The organism is Bacillus sp. RO2, assembly GCF_012911845.1.
GTDB lineage: Bacteria > Bacillota > Bacilli > Bacillales > Bacillaceae_I > Sutcliffiella_A.
Map to the genome: position 1 here is coordinate 1 of NZ_JAAXCU010000033.1, position 16,645 is coordinate 16,645.

Annotated in this window: 16 protein-coding genes; 14 read left to right on the forward strand and 2 right to left on the reverse strand. The window is 37.8% G+C overall.

Annotated elements, in window-relative coordinates:
- The first annotated feature begins 993 nt into the window (after nucleotides 1-993).
- The 7 genes from HF078_RS07815 to HF078_RS07845 all read left to right on the forward strand — a co-directional run bounded on the left by HF078_RS07815 (nucleotide 994) and on the right by HF078_RS07845 (nucleotide 5,916).
- On the forward strand, nucleotides 994-1,743 hold the full coding sequence (locus tag HF078_RS07815; protein WP_169290632.1) for an anthrax toxin lethal factor-related metalloendopeptidase: 750 nt from the start codon (nucleotides 994-996) through the stop codon (nucleotides 1,741-1,743).
- A gap of 107 nt (nucleotides 1,744-1,850) precedes the next feature.
- Entirely contained in the window at nucleotides 1,851-2,645 is a 795-nt protein-coding gene (locus tag HF078_RS07820; RefSeq protein ID WP_169290633.1) for a thymidylate synthase, read from the forward strand.
- Entirely contained in the window at nucleotides 2,642-3,136 is a 495-nt protein-coding gene (locus HF078_RS07825; RefSeq protein WP_169290634.1) for a dihydrofolate reductase, read from the forward strand. The genes HF078_RS07820 and HF078_RS07825 overlap by 4 nt, the downstream gene beginning before the upstream one ends.
- 25 nt (nucleotides 3,137-3,161) lie before the next feature.
- The gene (locus tag HF078_RS07830; protein ID WP_169290635.1) at nucleotides 3,162-3,872 is read left to right on the forward strand and encodes a lysophospholipid acyltransferase family protein; all 711 of its coding nucleotides are present in this window, start codon (nucleotides 3,162-3,164) and stop codon (nucleotides 3,870-3,872) included.
- A gap of 69 nt (nucleotides 3,873-3,941) precedes the next feature.
- The gene (locus tag HF078_RS07835) at nucleotides 3,942-4,607 is read left to right on the forward strand and encodes an SOS response-associated peptidase (protein WP_169290636.1); all 666 of its coding nucleotides are present in this window, start codon (nucleotides 3,942-3,944) and stop codon (nucleotides 4,605-4,607) included.
- A gap of 90 nt (nucleotides 4,608-4,697) precedes the next feature.
- On the forward strand, nucleotides 4,698-4,949 hold the full coding sequence (locus tag HF078_RS07840; protein WP_169290637.1) for a DUF2535 family protein: 252 nt from the start codon (nucleotides 4,698-4,700) through the stop codon (nucleotides 4,947-4,949).
- A 124-nt stretch (nucleotides 4,950-5,073) separates the two neighbouring features.
- Nucleotides 5,074-5,916: a DegV family protein gene (locus HF078_RS07845; RefSeq protein WP_169290638.1), complete on the forward strand. Its 843-nt coding sequence runs from the start codon at nucleotides 5,074-5,076 to the stop codon at nucleotides 5,914-5,916.
- Nucleotides 5,917-5,966: 50 nt separating this feature from the next.
- On the opposite strand, the gene HF078_RS07850 is transcribed toward HF078_RS07845, so the two are convergent.
- Together HF078_RS07850 and HF078_RS07855 are read right to left on the reverse strand one after the other, a co-directional pair.
- A complete protein-coding gene (locus HF078_RS07850; protein WP_169290639.1) occupies nucleotides 5,967-6,482 on the reverse strand; it encodes a PCYCGC motif-containing (lipo)protein in 516 nt (171 codons plus the stop codon).
- A 127-nt stretch (nucleotides 6,483-6,609) separates the two neighbouring features.
- Nucleotides 6,610-6,870 carry a hypothetical protein gene (locus HF078_RS07855; RefSeq protein ID WP_169290640.1) on the reverse strand — a complete coding sequence of 87 codons (261 nt, stop codon included), beginning with the start codon at nucleotides 6,868-6,870 and terminating at the stop codon, nucleotides 6,610-6,612.
- 134 nt (nucleotides 6,871-7,004) lie between these two features.
- Here HF078_RS07855 and HF078_RS07860 point away from each other — a divergent pair, with 134 nt between their 5' ends.
- From HF078_RS07860 to HF078_RS07890, 7 genes are all read left to right on the forward strand, one after another.
- A complete protein-coding gene (locus HF078_RS07860) occupies nucleotides 7,005-7,985 on the forward strand; it encodes a nucleoside hydrolase (RefSeq protein ID WP_169290641.1) in 981 nt (326 codons plus the stop codon).
- 132 nt (nucleotides 7,986-8,117) lie between these two features.
- A complete protein-coding gene (locus HF078_RS07865; protein ID WP_169290642.1) occupies nucleotides 8,118-9,590 on the forward strand; it encodes a spore germination protein in 1,473 nt (490 codons plus the stop codon).
- A 9-nt stretch (nucleotides 9,591-9,599) separates the two neighbouring features.
- A complete protein-coding gene (locus HF078_RS07870; protein ID WP_169290643.1) occupies nucleotides 9,600-10,709 on the forward strand; it encodes a GerAB/ArcD/ProY family transporter in 1,110 nt (369 codons plus the stop codon).
- Nucleotides 10,706-11,830 (forward strand): Ger(x)C family spore germination protein, encoded by a 1,125-nt coding sequence (locus tag HF078_RS07875; protein ID WP_169290644.1) that lies wholly within the window; start codon nucleotides 10,706-10,708, stop codon nucleotides 11,828-11,830. Before HF078_RS07870 ends, HF078_RS07875 begins: the two co-directional genes overlap by 4 nt.
- A 592-nt stretch (nucleotides 11,831-12,422) precedes the next feature.
- A complete protein-coding gene (locus HF078_RS07880) occupies nucleotides 12,423-14,864 on the forward strand; it encodes a hypothetical protein (RefSeq protein WP_169290645.1) in 2,442 nt (813 codons plus the stop codon).
- A complete protein-coding gene (locus tag HF078_RS07885) occupies nucleotides 14,861-15,793 on the forward strand; it encodes an ABC transporter ATP-binding protein (protein ID WP_169290646.1) in 933 nt (310 codons plus the stop codon). The genes HF078_RS07880 and HF078_RS07885 overlap by 4 nt, the downstream gene beginning before the upstream one ends.
- Nucleotides 15,793-16,638 carry an ABC transporter permease gene (locus HF078_RS07890; RefSeq protein WP_169290647.1) on the forward strand — a complete coding sequence of 282 codons (846 nt, stop codon included), beginning with the start codon at nucleotides 15,793-15,795 and terminating at the stop codon, nucleotides 16,636-16,638. Before HF078_RS07885 ends, HF078_RS07890 begins: the two co-directional genes overlap by 1 nt.
- Nucleotides 16,639-16,645: the final 7 nt, after the last annotated feature.

Sequence of the window (16,645 nt, forward strand, 5' to 3'; positions counted from 1 at the left end):
CCCAAACAGCCTACGAATCCTCGCAAACGGTAGTAGAGAGGGCTTCTCTAAACCCGAACAGCCCACAAATCCTCATAAACGGTAGTAGAGAGCGCTTCTCTAACCCCGAACAGCCCACAAATTCTCATAAACGGTAGTAGAGAGCGCTTCTCTAACCCCGAACAGCCCACAAATTCTCACAAACGGTCATAGAGAGGGCTTCTCTAAGCCCGAACAGCCCACAAATTTTCGCAAACGGTAGTAGAGAGCGCTTCTCTAAGCCCGAACAACCTACGAATTCTCACAAACGGTGGTAGAGAGCGCTTCTCTAAGCCCGAACAACCCACGAATTCTCACAAACGGTAGTAGAGAGCGCTTCTCTAAGCCCGAGCAACCCACAAATTCTCACAAACGGTCATAGAGAGCGCTTCTCTAAGCCCGAACAGCCCACAAATCCTCACAAACGGTAGTAGAGAGCGCTTCTCTAAGTCCAAACAACCCACAAATTCTCACAAACGGTCATAGAGAACGCTTCTCTAAGACAAAAGCAAGCTAACCAAGTTATCTTTAAACTCATTTACTTTAAAATGTCTAATTTCTAGCTTGCAAATGAAGGAGGTCTCCTCGAAAATGCTATACATTTTCTTCGTGTGATGTTACCCTAGCGAATCCTTCCTTGTCCTGCTTAAGAGTAGCGGCAATGTAGAGACCTCACAGGGTATTGAAGAGGCTCAAGGCCTCCCTCGGAATGCTAAGCTATTTGCGGAAAGGAACCGCGGTGATTAGTCAATAACAAAAATTTATGATAGGAAGACCGGTGGACTTTTGCTCGGTTGTACTTATTTAGAAGAGAAGCAGTAAATTGGAAAAAATTAATCTCTTTTATTAAGAAGAGATTACAAAAATGTCATTCCAATTAAATGCCAAGATGATATAATACCATTATGATAGAATTGAATTTTCTAATAATTATAAAATCAACATGATATGGACAACTAGAGAAGGTGAGGAAAGATGAAAAGACGTTTATTTGCAATAGTACTATTAATTACATTTACAATCATACCGATATATTGGAAAGCTTATGCTAGTTTGGATGCGATACCACTTAAACAGTTCAAGTCTTCTGAACTCGATTCCCACCTAATAGATATTGTTAATCGAGATACATTAAATCAACTTATCTATCTTCCTCCTGGGAATTTTTCAAAGGAAGATGCAGCAAATATGATCCGTCACGTTTCCAATATACCACCACATATATTACAAGTATTGGTTCAGCAGAATGTTCATTTGTATTTATTTAATGGAAAGCTTACCGATGTGGAAGGGTTTAAACATTTACATGGTGTAAAGCCTAGAGGATATAGCAATCAGGGGTCTAATTGGGAAGATGTTCCCGGAATTGGTGGTTCTAAGCTAGTGTTGGCCAAGATTGGACACAGTAATAAAGGGTTGGGACATGGTTCTATCAATTTGGAACTACATGAACTGGCGCATTCCATTGATCGCTATGTTTTCGGTAATATCCGATATAACCAAACATTCTTAAAAGCATGGAAAAGTGAGGTCTCTTCCTTGTTTCCAAACAGAAATTATTTTCACACTTTCCCCGAAGAATATTTCGCAGAAACGTTTGCCATGTACTACTTAAATGATGTGTCTAGATTCGAATTAGCAAAACATGCACCACACACATTCCTATTTTATCAAAATATGGAGAAGCTACCAGTCACTAAAAACCTAATATCCAACACTCACTAGAAAAGCATTCACATGAATGTTTTTCTTTTTTGTCTTACTAGCAAATTCGAATGATTTTTGTGATAGAATGTACTAAGAATAAAGACGATTCAAGAGGTGAGGATGGAATGAAACAATATCTGGATTTATGCAAACATATTTTACATAACGGCACCAAAAAAGAAGACCGGACAGGAACCGGTACAATAAGTACATTTGGTTATCAAATGAGATTTGACCTTCAGGAAGGGTTTCCATTAGTAACTACGAAAAAACTACACGTGAAATCAATTATTCATGAACTACTCTGGTTTTTAAATGGAGATACAAATGTGAAATATTTGCAAGATAATGGCGTAAGAATCTGGAATGAATGGGCAGATGAAAACGGAGACCTCGGCCCGGTATATGGATACCAATGGAGATCATGGCCAACACCTGATGGAGAAAGCATTGATCAAATAGCCAACCTGATTGAACAAATTAAACATAATCCAGATTCAAGAAGACTAATTGTTTCTGCATGGAATGTCGCGAATGTTGACTCTATGGCTTTACCGCCTTGTCATACGATGTTCCAATTTTATGTGGCTAACGGAAAATTATCTTGTCAATTATATCAGAGGTCGGCAGATGTTTTCCTAGGTGTACCGTTTAACATTGCTTCCTATGCCTTACTTACCATGATGGTCGCGCAAGTCTGTAACTTAGAGCCTGGTGAATTCATTCATACACTAGGTGATGCACATATTTATTCCAACCATATAGAACAAGTCAAGTTACAAATAGAACGTGAACCTAAAAAATTGCCAAATATGAAATTAAATAAAGAAGTTACATCGATCTTTGATTTCAAATATGAAGATTTTACACTTGTGGACTATGATGCACACCCCCATATTAAAGGGGTAGTCAGTGTATGATTTCCATTATTGTAGCTACTGACAAAAATAACCTAATAGGCAAGGACAACGACCTGCCATGGAGAATTCCTGCAGACTTGGCATATTTTAAGCAGGTAACGCTAGGTAACACTATTGTGATGGGTAGAAAGACGTATGAGTCTATCGGAAAGCCGTTACCTAATAGAAGGAATATTATCTTGTCGAGGCAAAATTACCATGCAGATGGATGTGAAACACTTCATTCTATTGAAGAAGTTGTAAATATGGATGAGGAGGGGAAAGAACTCTTCATTATCGGAGGGGCTCATATTTTTAAGGAAGCACTCCCTTTCGCAGACTTTTTATATATAACGTTTATAGATGAAGAATTTGAAGGAGATACCTATTTTCCTGAAATAAATGAAAAAGATTGGGATTTAATATCTAGTGAAAAAGGTATAAAGGATGAGAAAAATCCTTACGATTATTATTTTAAAAAGTTTAAAAGAGCAGGTACATTAGACAAATAGATATGGTTTTTAGGGAGAGAAAGAAATGTTACGTACGATTTGGTGGTTTGTTTATTTTTTCGGCTACTTAATTTACAGCTTGCCGACCATAAAGAAAGTGCAAAAAATAAACACTCCAATGACAGTGGAAGAAAGAGATACAATAATACATCAAAAACCCAAACACTGGGCGAAAACATTGGTGAAACTTACAGGTTCTAACATAGAGGTGGTAGGTCAGGAGAAAATTCCAAACGGCCCCGTACTTTTTGTAAGTAACCATCAAGGGAATTTCGATGTCCCGATACTAATTGGGTTTTTAGAAAAGCCGCTTGGTTTCATTTCCAAGATAGAAGTGAAAAAGATTCCATTTATTCCAAGATGGATGGAAGCAATGAACTGTGTGTTCATTGATCGCAAGGATAGAAGAAAAGCGGTTCAGTCTATAAAAGATGGGATTGAAACGCTGAAAAAAGGGCATTCCTTGGTTATTTTCCCTGAGGGGACTAGAAGCAAAGGGAACGAAATGGGAGAATTCAAGAAAGGTGGCCTTCGTCTGGCAACAGATAGCAAAGTGCCAGTCGTTCCCATTACAATTTCAGGATCTTATAAGATAATGGAAGAAAGCAAATTCGGTTTTCAAGCAGCAAAAGTCAAAGTAACCGTCCACGACCCGATTTTCCTACCACAAGACGAAAAAGTCGACGGAAACCATCTAGGCATACAAATCCAAGAAAAAATCAAACAGGAATTATGATCTCCAGCCACTACAAAAGTAGTGGCTTTACCTGTAAAATAAATACATAAAAAAGGAAGTGTGCAGACAATGTGTGGAAGATTTTCATTAACAGCAGAACTTCATAAGTTGGAAGAACGCTTTTTCCTTGAAAATACAAACACCCTTGAATATAGGATCAGCTACAACATCGCGCCCGGACAACCCATTTTAGCCATTGTAAAAGGAGAAAACAAAAACAGAGCCGGTTATCTCCATTGGGGCTTAGTGCCAAGCTTTGCAAAAGACAAAAAAATAGGCTACAAAATGATCAACGCACGAGCAGAGACATTACATGAAAAAGTAAGTTTTCGAAAGCTTTTGGAAAGAAAAAGATGTATCATTCCAGCGGACGGTTTCTATGAATGGAAAAAGCAAAACGGAGATAAGAAGCCAATAAGGTTTACAAAAACTAATGAAAAGCCTTTCGCTTTTGCAGGCCTATGGGACCGATGGGTTACAAAGGATGAAGAATTGGTCAGTTGTACATTAATAACGACTAGACCAAATCAGCTTGTTGAAGATGTTCATGATAGAATGCCGGTGATACTAAAAGAGGAACATGAAAAAGATTGGCTTTCTAGACAAGTTCTCACAAGTAGTCAGTTAGCTACCATGTTGCAACCATTTGATGCTGGATTAATGAGGTCTTTCGAAGTATCCCCTATCGTGAATTCCCCTAAAAATAATGGTCCTGATTGTATCAAAACTATCTGAAATTGTTTTATTTTGTCTATCGAAAGTTTACACTTATTTGAAATTTTAGGGTATAATGATGATAAACGGGTGAAAAAGAGGATTGATATTTTGCTATGGAAAAGCCTAGAGTTCACGGTTAATGAGGGACAGAAGGTAAAAGTCATTGAAATTCCAGTATTGGAGGACGATAGCACATATCATTTTATGGTACGAATCAGATTGGAGAGGTATATTAAAATTATCCTATCTGAGAAGGAGCCAAAGCAAATCTATTCCTTCAAGGATTATTTGCGAACAGTATTAAAATGGCCAGACTATTGTAAAGTTGTAAAAACAGATATATTAAAAAATAATGCTTAAACTTATGTTAATGTGATAATATTAATACAGGGCCAATACCCTGTATTTTTTTTTGTTCTAAGTTTGAACATGCCCGGTGAGAAGGTATAATAGTAAAAAGGATATAATTGGGGAAGTGAATGTAATGACGAATGTAAAGATAGTGACGGATTCAACAGTTGATATTGATCAGTCCCTCATTGAAGAATTAAACATAGAAATTGTTCCGTTATCCATTACGATTGACGGAGAATCATACATAGATCGATTTGGAATTAAGCCCGATGAATTTATGGATAAAATGAAACATTCTACGGAGCTTCCAAAAAGTTCGCAACCTGCTGTGGGCTCATTTGTAGATGTGTACAACCGTTTAGGTGAAGATGGTAGTAAAATTCTCTCCATCCATATGACGGGAGGAATGAGTGGAACCGTCGGATCTGCTGAAAGCGCGGCTAATATTAGTGAGAGCGATGTGACGGTAGTTGATTCAAGGTTCATTTCTTTTGCTTTATCTTTTCAGGTAGTGGCTGCAGCAAAAATGGCCAATGAGGGGAAAGCGTTGCAAGAAATAATTAATAAGTTGAATGATATTCGTTCCAATACGGATCTGTATATTATGGTAGATACATTAGACAATTTAGTGAAGGGCGGCCGAATTGGTAGAGGAAAGGCACTCATCGGATCTTTATTGAATATAAAACCGATTGCCTCTTTGGCAGATGGAGTCTACACCCCCGTGACAAAAGCAAGAAGTCACTCACAAGTAATTAAGTATTATACAAAGCAATTCAAAGAAGATATTGCAGGTAAAATGGTAAAAGGCGTGGGAATTGCTCATGCGGGATCATTAAAACAGGCTCAAGCTTTAAAAGATGCCCTATATGAAGTTTCCGGATTTGAAGACATTCAAATTGCTTATACTACCCCTGTAATCTCTACACACACAGGTCCAGGTGCATTAGCATTAATGTATTATGCTGAATAGCAAATAAAAAGGGTTATGGAAATGTAGACATTTCCGTAACCCTTTTTATATTATCCATTCTTTGGTTCAGGTGTTGGAGTAGGTGTTGAATAACCCTCTTTATACGCTTCGTCAATCAAATGTCTTATTTCTTCTACACTTTTTCCTTTGCTGTATTCCATAACAGAAGTGGCTGCAATCTCTAAACAGACCCCACATCTTGTACCATGGTCATCCCAGGTAAGAGAACCATCTTCTTTATTTTCATACACAAAGCAATTATAACTGCTCTTATGTCCGGCGGAAGTGCCACAACCACAATAACACGGAATATATTCAAGAACTTCCTTATGTTGTGCTGCGGCTGAATAGATAAGTTGCATATCTTCTGGCTTGTCCTTCAAAAAAGAAGGTAAAACTTCCACAGAAGCCGTTTCTTCCCTAAGATCTCCTTGGAAAAAGGAGGGTTTCTCGTTATGATGGTGTTGTTCTTCCTTGTGTTGTGCAATATTTTTCTGCGTTTCAGAATTGGTACAACCGACGGTAAGAATTATCATGCAGGAAGCAGCTAATGCCAATTTTTTCATAAATAAATTACACCTCGTTCACATAAACTGTACCATTATACTATAACATAGAGAAGTATAGAAAAATCTAACACTATTGTGAACGAGGCATGTAATACTGTTACTGCATGTTAGTAACAATGATATTTTACCAGAATAATAGACCGCCTAAAACGACTCCTGTTACGAATGCAAGCGGGACTGCTACAGGATTATACCCATATCCTCCGTAATATCCACCCCAAAAGCCCATGCCATATCCACCGAATCTATTTCTGCCTGTTGGTTGAATGTATACATGACTTGGTGATACTCTAACAATTCTTCCATGATGGGATGAACCGTCACGACATCTCACGGTCACCATTTGCCCCTGGTAACGACGACACTGATTATAAAATTGAGACATGTTTCCTTCCTCCTATCCTATTTAATCACTAATAGACTATTCGCCCCCCGTCCCTTGTGCCTGTATGTTTGTCTTGGTTTGTCTTAATCTAAAGTAAATATATTATGGCTCCTTAACATAGAGGAGGGATCAGTTTGAAGAAAAAAGTGTTGCTTTTTGCTGATTTTGGCATAGATGATATCATGGCAATCATTTATGCCTATTATGAGATACATGTAGAAATTGTCGGTGTGGTAGCAGAATACGGCAATGTTGATAAAAGAACGGCTATCAGAAATGCCAGATACCTCCAAAGGAATACTGGAAGATACGATATTCCTCTTATTGGAGGAGCTGAAAGATCTATGACAGGGGAACCTCCAATTTATTATCCAGAAGTGCATGGTCCGGAAGGATTTGGAGGGTATGTACTTCCTGAAGATTTTCAAACAGAAGGTGATGTTTTTGAAAATTTTCACCAGATTTATGATATTATAGAGAAATTTGCTGGAGAGTTAACAATAGTTTGTATAGGTAGATTAACCTCCCTAGCAACCTCTTTTATCCTTTATCCTGAAACAGTGGCAAAGGTAAGCGATATATTTGTAATGGGGGGAACATTCAATTTTCCAGGCAACGTTACTCCTGTAGCAGAAGCGAATATATATGGTGACCCATATGCAGCGAATATTGTTGTTAATTTTGCGAAAAACTTGACTATTTTTCCTCTAAATGTAACTCAAAAAGCAATCTTGACAGCAGAAATGGTGAATGAAATAGATATTCTAAACAAGGAAAAAAATAGCCAGTTAGGATCAATAATCAAACCCATGATGGATTATTACTGGCAATTCTATAAGTCACAGATCCCTACTATTCCTGGAGCTCCTTTACACGATGTGGTGACATTGTGGGGAGTGTTTAATGAAATGCATATTAAGTATGAAATAAAGCCAGTGAAGGTAGTCACTTCCCAGGGTTCTGCATTTGGGCAAACAATTGGTGATTTTCGTGATTTCGTTCAACTGGCAGACTATCCTGTTCATCGAGTAGCGATGGAATTTAACTATACAGCTTTTATTGACCGTGTAATAGCTGTCTTGACAGTAGAACTAAATAACCACCAATCTCCTTAAGCCGACCTTATCATATAGGGTTGGCTTTCTTAATGCAACTACCTTAATAGACTGCTCAATAGAGATTTTCATAAAATTACGTATCTTGGTAAGCCTACATTTATATGGGAGAAAAATAAAAGGGTGGTCCAGATGGAGAAAAGGAATCTTACTACATACGATTTATGCGATCTTCAGGACTATTTTAAAAAGACCTTTCATGACAGTCCAGATTTGTATTTTTATGAAATGAAAAGAGATCAACTATCTATTCTTTTTGTTTATATGAAGAACCTTGTTGATACTAACGTACTGAATCAATCCATTCTTCCTACTATAATTGATAAAACGACGGAAAATTACTTAGATATGCAGGACTTGATTTACCAATTGCCCACGACTCAGTCAAAGCTGACGGAAGATATGGATGAAATGATCCATAAGCTATTGGATGGATATGTTCTTTTAATTACACCCAAAGCTGAGAAATGTTTATTGATAAACGTCAGTAAAAAAGTGGAACGGAGTTTAGAGAAAGCAGAAACAGAATCGCTTGTCTTTGGCCCCAAAATTTCCTTTACTGAGTCCTTAAGTACAAATATTAGTATTATCAGGCAAAATATAATATCCGAAGACCTTTGTACTGAAAAAATGGCGGTCGGTAAAAAGAATGAAACGGAAATAAGAATCGTTTATTTAAAGGGGATGGCAGAAGAGGGAATAGTTCAATCACTAAGGGATAAGATCAATTCCCTTCAAGTAAATGACATACTCGATACCTCCGTCTTAGCACAATTAATTGAAGATAACAGTTATTCCATCTTTCCGCAATTTGTTCAGACGGAACTTCCTGATAGAGTAACATACAGCGTGGAAAGAGGGATGGTTGCGGTTTTTGTGGACAGGAGTCCTATGGTGATGCTGGGGCCATCTTCTCTTTTTAATTTCTTTGAATCCACAGAAGATGTTTATATGCGTTGGAATATGGGAAGCTTTATTCGGTTTCTGCGTTATGTCACTATGTTTCTTTCTGTTATTCTTACTCCAGCATATGTTGCTATCATAACCTATCACTATGAAATGATTCCTTCTACTTTGTTGGTTTCTCTTGGGGAGTCAAGGTCAAAAGTTCCTTTTACACCAATCTTTGAAGCCCTATTGTTGGAAGTTATGATTGAGTTGCTCAGAGAAGCAGGTGCTCGGCTTCCGACAAAAGTAGGACAAACCATGGGTATAGTAGGCGGGATTGTGTTAGGCCAAGCTGCGGTAGAAGCGGGTTTTACGAGCAATATCCTCATTATTGTTGTTGCCTTAAGTGCTCTAGGCTCCTTTACTGCTCCTAGTTATTTAATGGGCACTGCTGTCAGGGTCATGAGATTTCCAATATTAATACTGGCAGGGATATGGGGCGGCATTGGCATTAGTATTGGGCTTTGCTTCATATTGATTCATTTGCTTCGCTTGACCAGCATGGGTGTACCTTATCTTAAACCAATTTATCCATTTGATAAAACGCATGCAATAAACACAATCTTCCGGATGCCAATTCATTTGATAAGGAAAAATCCGAACAAAGAAGGTTTCTTTTCTTTTCGAAAGGAAGTCTCTCAAGACATAGATGAATAAGGTGAATAAATGGTAAGTACTACAAATACGAAAAAATCCTTTTTTTTATCGGCTTATTTAATTTTTTTTATTGTACATACAAACCAAACTGGTGTGGGAATAGCTGGAGTTCAACGTATCATCTTTCTTGAAGCTGGGCAGGATGCATGGATCTCTATCATCATTAGCTACATTGGAATGGCGATTGTCGTGTTTGCCATGTGTTATATTCTTAAAACGTTCGAATCAAAGGACTTGTTTCAGATTCAAAAGTTACTGTTTGGAAGATGGATAGGCAATGCGCTGAACTTAATTTTTGTTCTATATCTTTTAGCAGGTTTAATGTCTATGCTCTTAAATTATACCGAGATTGTACAGGCATGGGTATTTCCTGATTTAAAAACATGGGCAATTGTGTCACTATTACTTCTAATTTCAATTTATGGGGTATATGGGGGGATAAAAACAATCGTTGGAGTCAGCTTCTTAGGATTCTTCTTAACCATTTGGCTAATATTCATGTTAGTAGTTCCAGTGCGATACATGGATTGGACAAATTTTTTGCCTATGTTAGAGGCTTCTCCAAAAGAACTGTTTAAAGGAGCATATAAAACTTCCTTTACAGTATTGGGATTAGAAATATTGTATTTCGTTTTTCCTTATATAAGGGATAAACATAGAGTCCATAAATACGCTCAATTAGCAGTGTTTTTTACATTTTTCCTGATTTTTGCAGTAACTTTCGTGGCGATTGGATATTATAGCGGGGAACAACTAGAAAAAACGATATGGGCTACCTTATCCATGTTTAAGATAGTACAGTTCCAAAATTTAGAGAGATTTGAGTTTTTTGCGGTCTCGCTGTGGCTTGTAATAATCCTTCCTAACAACCTCTTTTTGCTTTGGGCAGCATCTAAGGGATTAAAAAGGATATTTAACCGAAGGCAAAAAAGCATGGTCATTCTGTGTAGTGTGCTGGTACTAATATGTTCCTGCTTTTTTCAAAAACGTACAGAGATCAATGAGTTTGTTGACTTTATAGGGGTGTTTGGGTTTTATACCATCTTTGTTTATTCCATTTTACTTTCGATTATCGTATTTTTACGAGAAAAAATCAAAGGGGTGAAAAGGGAGGGATGAAAAAAATTATCTGGATTTGCGTAATTGTCATCTTAAGCGGGTGTGTCCAACAAAAACCGCTGGAGGAACTCGGTCTAATAACAGCAATGGGATATGATAATGAAGATGGGATGCTAAAAGGCTCTATCATATACTATGAATTTGATCCCATGCATCCTAATAATACCAAAATGGTGACGACTTTAGCTCATACGAGTAAGGGAGTACGACAAAAAGAAAACCTTGCTTCAAGTAGAAGGCTTGTATCTGGGCAATTAAGGGTAGCAATTTATGGAGAAGAATTAGCCAAGGAAGGAATAATTTCTATAATTGATACTCTTTCCCGGGATGCACAAGTTGGAACTATGTCTTATCTTGCAGTTAGCCGACCTAAGGCTCAAGAGCTTCTTCAACTTTCCCAAGATTCAGAAGACATATCAAATGCTGGTACATTCTTATACGAATTAATCACACAAAATGTGGAAGGGGATACGTTACTTTCGCCCACCCTGCATGAATTTATGCAGTGCTATTATAGTGAAGGCCGTGATCCTGTACTTCCTCTGTTAAATTTTAAAGATAATACAATCATAATTGAAGGATTGTCGTTATTTCAAGATGATAAAGTTGTTGGAGAATTGGATAGTAATGATTCCTTCTATTTAAAATTGATGGTTGATCCTTTTGATGCAGGTAGTACAGAGATTACCATCCCTAAAGAGCAATTAAAAAAGTATATTTTAACTAGCAATAACAAACAAGAGGACAGTGTATTTGTCTCACTTGATCATCTCAGAAGTGTTACAGATATAAAATTGGAAGACAAAAAAGTTCCCTCTTATTCAATAGAAGTAAATGTGAAAACGAGAATGCAAGAAATATCTGAAAATTACGATTTGGGTAATCCTGAAGCTTTAAAAAAATTAGAAGAGGCCATAGGAAAAGATATGGAAGGACAGTTAATAGAGGTGTTGGAAAAAAGTAGGGAGATGGGAGCAGACCCGGTCGGTTTCGGCAACTATTATCGTGCAAAAGTAGGATATGATTCATTCAGTACAGAGGAATGGAGAAAACAATATCAGAACTCTAAGTATAAAATAAGTATCAACGTGGAAATATTACGTACCGGTGTAATGGATTAAAGAAGAAGGAGAGAACCTTTTTTTATGAATAAGAAAGCATAAAATTCCGTTGATTTCCGTTCCAGCCGCTTCGCTTGCCTGCGGGCGGTCCGTGAGCCTCCTCACTCCGTTGCGGGGTCTCACCTGTCCCTTCCTCCCGCGGGCGTCTGCGCGCCTTCCACTCCAATCAACAAGGTGACTTCATTCACCTAGGGTTTATGTAGATGTATTAACCAGGCTAACTGAAAATACATTAACTTTTCGTAATTGTAATTTATAGCTGTTGATTGGAGCAAAAGGCGAAGACTCCTTGAAATTGCTACGCATTTTCTTCGTGCGATGTTTCGCTGCCGAAGCCGTACCTTGTCCTGAGGGAGATAGCGCTAGGTGGAGACCCCACAGGCGTAGCCGAGGAGGCTCTCGTCAGCCCCTAGGAAAGCGCAGCTATTTGCGGAAATCAACAGTGGATAATAACCAAGCAACCAAAATAGGACCTGGCGATTTTTTGTTAGGTTTTTTTATATGAATTTGAAACTTTTTCCTAAAGTGTTACGTCTTAGATATAGTTATTTGAAAATAGAAAGAGAGATTGTCACATTTAGGGGGAAAAGACGTGAAAGCATGGTTTTTAATTAGAAAATGTTTGATCTTGATGGTTATCGGATTATTTCTATATCCGTCATATTCAAACGCAGAGACAAACTTAGAAGTGAAAGTGGAATTTGGTGTAGACAATAAAGTTCAGATGGGCAAGGGACACCAAATCAGGATTGAATTGGTGAACAAAGGGGATGCGACAAAAGGGGATATCGTTGTTTTTTCAAGCCCTACATATAATATGGCCGGTAGTTATGTAATCCCGGTTGAAATAGAAGCAGGAGGTTCCAAAACGTTGGAACTTGCAGTAAAAGGGACCTCTGATCATATGTCTTATAACTACTCCGGTACTAGAAATGATTTTGTCAGTTTTTATGAGGGGGGAGTAGAAAAAGGCAAAGAAGTGAAGCTGAAAGGTAATGCAAATGCTCAGCCAAGGTATATCGGGGATAACAGAGTTGTTCTAGGAGTCCTAAGCAATAACCATGATGCAGTAAACTTCTTGAAATTAGTAAAATATCAAAACGAAAGTATGGAATTACTCAACATTAACAGTGAGAATATTCCAAATGAATCCTATGGGCTGGAATTGTTTGATGTCCTTTTAGTTCATGATTTCCCACTGGCCACTTTAACAGCTACACAGCAAGAAGCCATTAAAGATTGGGTAAATAACGGTGGCTCTTTGATATTTGATACAAAGGTAGGTCTGAGTCAAGATTTAGGTAATTTGCAGGAGTTTCAGCTACTAGATCCTACAGATGAAACGTCACTATTGAAATTGAATGAGAAAAGTAGTTTTCCAGATCTTCCTATATTCACTGGGAATATAATAAAAAAAGATGCTACTGTTCTGACAAGGGATGGGGAAACTCCCATCACACTTATGATGAATGTGGGGACTGGGACAGTAACCCAAATCACAAGTAATTTGGCTTCTCCACTTTTTGGAGAATGGAGTGAACTAAACACATGGTGGAGTAGTGTCCTTCAAAAGGTTACTACTAAGAGTCCGAATCACTATAAGATGCCTGTCATGGAAGAACTATCTCACCAATTAAGCCCTATTGGGGAAGCTTTTCCAGGGTCGATCGTTTCAGTTCCACTGTTAATTGGAGCATTTGCTATTTATCTAATCTTAGTTATTCCTGTATTGTACATTATTCTTAAGAGAACGGACAAACGAGAACAGGCATGGTGGATCATTCCAGCAGTAGCCATTTTTACTAGTGTTGCAGTTTTTGGGATTGGTGCGAAGGATAGAATATCAGGAACGCAAGTGAATGAATCCAGTATACTCCTTTTGGACAATGAAACGGAAACTGCCAGTGGCTATGGTGTGGCGAGCATTCTTACGAATAGTGGCGGCGATTATAAAATGGAAACCGGAGAAAACACAACACTTTTCCCAATGACTTACGGTTATAACGAAAATTTTGAATTAATGAGAAATTACGCATATGTCAGTTCTTTATCTCAAGGAACAGAAATCAAGTTTAATAATGTGGAATATTGGTCAACGCGTACAAGTATCGGAAATGTTAATGCTTTGCCATTAGGGAAAATTGAACATGCTATTTCTATGAAAGACGGAAAAGTACAAGGGACAATCTCTAATCAAATGCAGTATGAATTAAAAGACGCATTTATACTATCAGGTCGAAACTCTGAACCTCTTGGAGATATTAAAGCAGGGGAAACAGTGGATCTTGAATATGAGGTGTCTGGAGGAAACGTCGCCAATGCGTTGACTGCACCGAGCAGCGCTTCTGCAACAAAGGCATTCTCTAATTTCCAAAGTTATTATAATCAGGGACCTGGCGCTAATCAAATTGAAAAGCATGAGTTGGAAGACTATAAGAAGTTTCAAATGCTAGATTTACTTGTCAACAGAAAAGATATTTTCTCTATAGCCTCTCAACCTATTCTGGTTGGTTATGTGACAGATGGAGTGATGAACACGAAGGTGGATGGAAAATCAGGAAAATCAAATGCCTCTCATCTTGTTGTTTTACCAATCACGATCACTAATTCAGGTGGAGGAAGCTTTAGTTTTACGGAGGAACATTTATCACCAAGCGTAGAGGTTGCAGAGGGTGAGACCGGCATGGTTCATAATAACGGTCTAGAATTTGGCGAAACATATGTATTTTTAGGTGGAGGGACGTATGATTTTACCTACAGTCTTCCTGATATGGTCGACATTACAAAAGATGAAATGAGAGAAGTGAAACTTAAACTTCGTACAAGAGATGGAAGTGTAGAGTACTATATTTTCAACCATAAAACGGGTGAAGCAGAATTGCTTGAAAATAAATCTTCAATCACATTAGAGGGAAATCTCCTCGATTATTTCAATGAACAGGGAGGCATTACTGTTCGTCTAAGAGTTCCAAATAATTTTGATATGGATATACAATTGCCGGGAGTACAGGTAGAGGGAGCGTTAAAAGAATGATAGAAACCATTAATCTTACAAAAAAATATGGGAAATTCACAGCATTGGATTCATTGAACTTGAAGGTTGAAAAAGGTACAGTATTTGGTTTTGTTGGTCACAATGGGGCAGGAAAATCGACCACATTTTCCATACTGTCTACCCTTCTCGCACCTACATCTGGTACTGCTTTTGTAAACGGATATGATGTTACGAAGAATCCCAAAATGGTTCGAAAGTATATTGGGTATATGCCTGATTTCTTTGGAGTGTATGATCAGTTCAAAACTGATGAGTATCTGGACTTCTATGGAGCAAGTTACGGCATCCCTCTAGAGGAAAGGCAAAAACTGATACCTCAGCTCCTTGAACTTGTTAATTTAACAGATAAGAAAGATGCTTATGTAGATGTATTATCGAGGGGGATGAAGCAACGACTTTGTCTTGCAAGAGCATTAATACATGACCCCGAAGTATTAATTTTGGATGAGCCGGCATCAGGATTGGATCCAAGGGCAAGGATTGAAATGAGGGAAATTTTAAGAGAATTAAAAAGTATGGGGAAAACCATCATGATTTCCTCACATATACTGCCAGAACTTGCGGAGATGTGTGATGAAATTGGTGTAATTAATGGTGGAAAGCTTGTTGCTACAGGAAGAGTGGAAGAAATTCACCAACAACTGCAAGCCAATAAAGTTCTGAAAGTACTCATTCTGAAAGATATAGATAAAGCTATTGCATTCTTTGAAGATATACCTAGTGTTTCTAATATTCAGCTAAGTGAACAACGATCAAATCTCTTATCCTTCTCATTTGAAGGGACAGATGAAGAGCAAGTTGCTTTGCTAAAGAAAGCACTAGATTCAGGCATAATGATTCTTAGCTTGAGTCAAGAAGAATCTAATTTGGAAGATATCTTCTTAGAAATTACAAAGGGTGTGGAATAATGAAAGCTCAACTAATAAACCCCATGTTAAATAAAGAGTTTAAATTACGCTTCAGGAGTTTCAAAAGCTTCCTGGGAATTCTATTCTACCTCGGTGTACTTGGTCTGATCGCCTTGTTCTATATCTATATGGAGACAAGATACAATTCCATGGGTATGTTCCGTGCAGAGAATAGTAAAAACATGTTCATGATATTAGCATTTGTCCAACTAGCATTAATTTTCTTTATGACACCTGGTTTGACAGCAGGAATTATTAGCAGTGAGCGGGAAAAGCAGACGTTAAATATTCTCCTGACGACACAGCAATCATCTACAAGCATCATCGTAAGTAAGTTGGTGTCGTCCCTATCATTTTTATTGTTGATAGTAATTTCCAGCTTGCCATTATATAGCATTGTCTTCTTATTTGGAGGAATATCACCGAAACTTTTAATGATAACTTTCGGAGTTTATTTGCTCTCCATGGCTACGTTAGGTAGTATAGGGGTTTTCTTTTCCACATTAATTCGTAAAACGATTGTAGCCATGGTTTGTACGTATGGTGTAGCCTTTTTCCTTGCTGCAGGGACAGCAATCATTACCATGTTCACTATTAGTTTTACGCAATATGGTGCAACAGGTCCACAGGCAAATCCGATACCGTACTTTATTGCCATGTTTAATCCCTTCGGTGTCATGTTAGCGCTATTTGAGCCTGCTGCAGCAATGGAATTAAAGAATGTATCAGGAATAGATTTACACCTTGGTGTAGGTTTGATCATTTCATATATCACTATTTCTATCATCTTGATTTTGCTTAGCATTAAAAAGTTACGCCCAAATATGAAACCAAGTAAAGGGTAGATAATTT

Coding starts and splice junctions, on each gene's coding strand:
- HF078_RS07815 (WP_169290632.1), top strand. CDS start 994: ATGAAAAGACGTTTATTTGCAATAGTACTATTAATTACATTTACAATC.
- HF078_RS07820 (WP_169290633.1), top strand. CDS start 1,851: ATGAAACAATATCTGGATTTATGCAAACATATTTTACATAACGGCACC.
- HF078_RS07825 (WP_169290634.1), top strand. CDS start 2,642: ATGATTTCCATTATTGTAGCTACTGACAAAAATAACCTAATAGGCAAG.
- HF078_RS07830 (WP_169290635.1), top strand. CDS start 3,162: ATGTTACGTACGATTTGGTGGTTTGTTTATTTTTTCGGCTACTTAATT.
- HF078_RS07835 (WP_169290636.1), top strand. CDS start 3,942: ATGTGTGGAAGATTTTCATTAACAGCAGAACTTCATAAGTTGGAAGAA.
- HF078_RS07845 (WP_169290638.1), top strand. CDS start 5,074: ATGACGAATGTAAAGATAGTGACGGATTCAACAGTTGATATTGATCAG.
- HF078_RS07850 (WP_169290639.1), bottom strand. CDS start 6,482: ATGAAAAAATTGGCATTAGCTGCTTCCTGCATGATAATTCTTACCGTC.
- HF078_RS07855 (WP_169290640.1), bottom strand. CDS start 6,870: ATGTCTCAATTTTATAATCAGTGTCGTCGTTACCAGGGGCAAATGGTG.
- HF078_RS07865 (WP_169290642.1), top strand. CDS start 8,118: ATGGAGAAAAGGAATCTTACTACATACGATTTATGCGATCTTCAGGAC.
- HF078_RS07870 (WP_169290643.1), top strand. CDS start 9,600: ATGGTAAGTACTACAAATACGAAAAAATCCTTTTTTTTATCGGCTTAT.
- HF078_RS07875 (WP_169290644.1), top strand. CDS start 10,706: ATGAAAAAAATTATCTGGATTTGCGTAATTGTCATCTTAAGCGGGTGT.
- HF078_RS07885 (WP_169290646.1), top strand. CDS start 14,861: ATGATAGAAACCATTAATCTTACAAAAAAATATGGGAAATTCACAGCA.
- HF078_RS07890 (WP_169290647.1), top strand. CDS start 15,793: ATGAAAGCTCAACTAATAAACCCCATGTTAAATAAAGAGTTTAAATTA.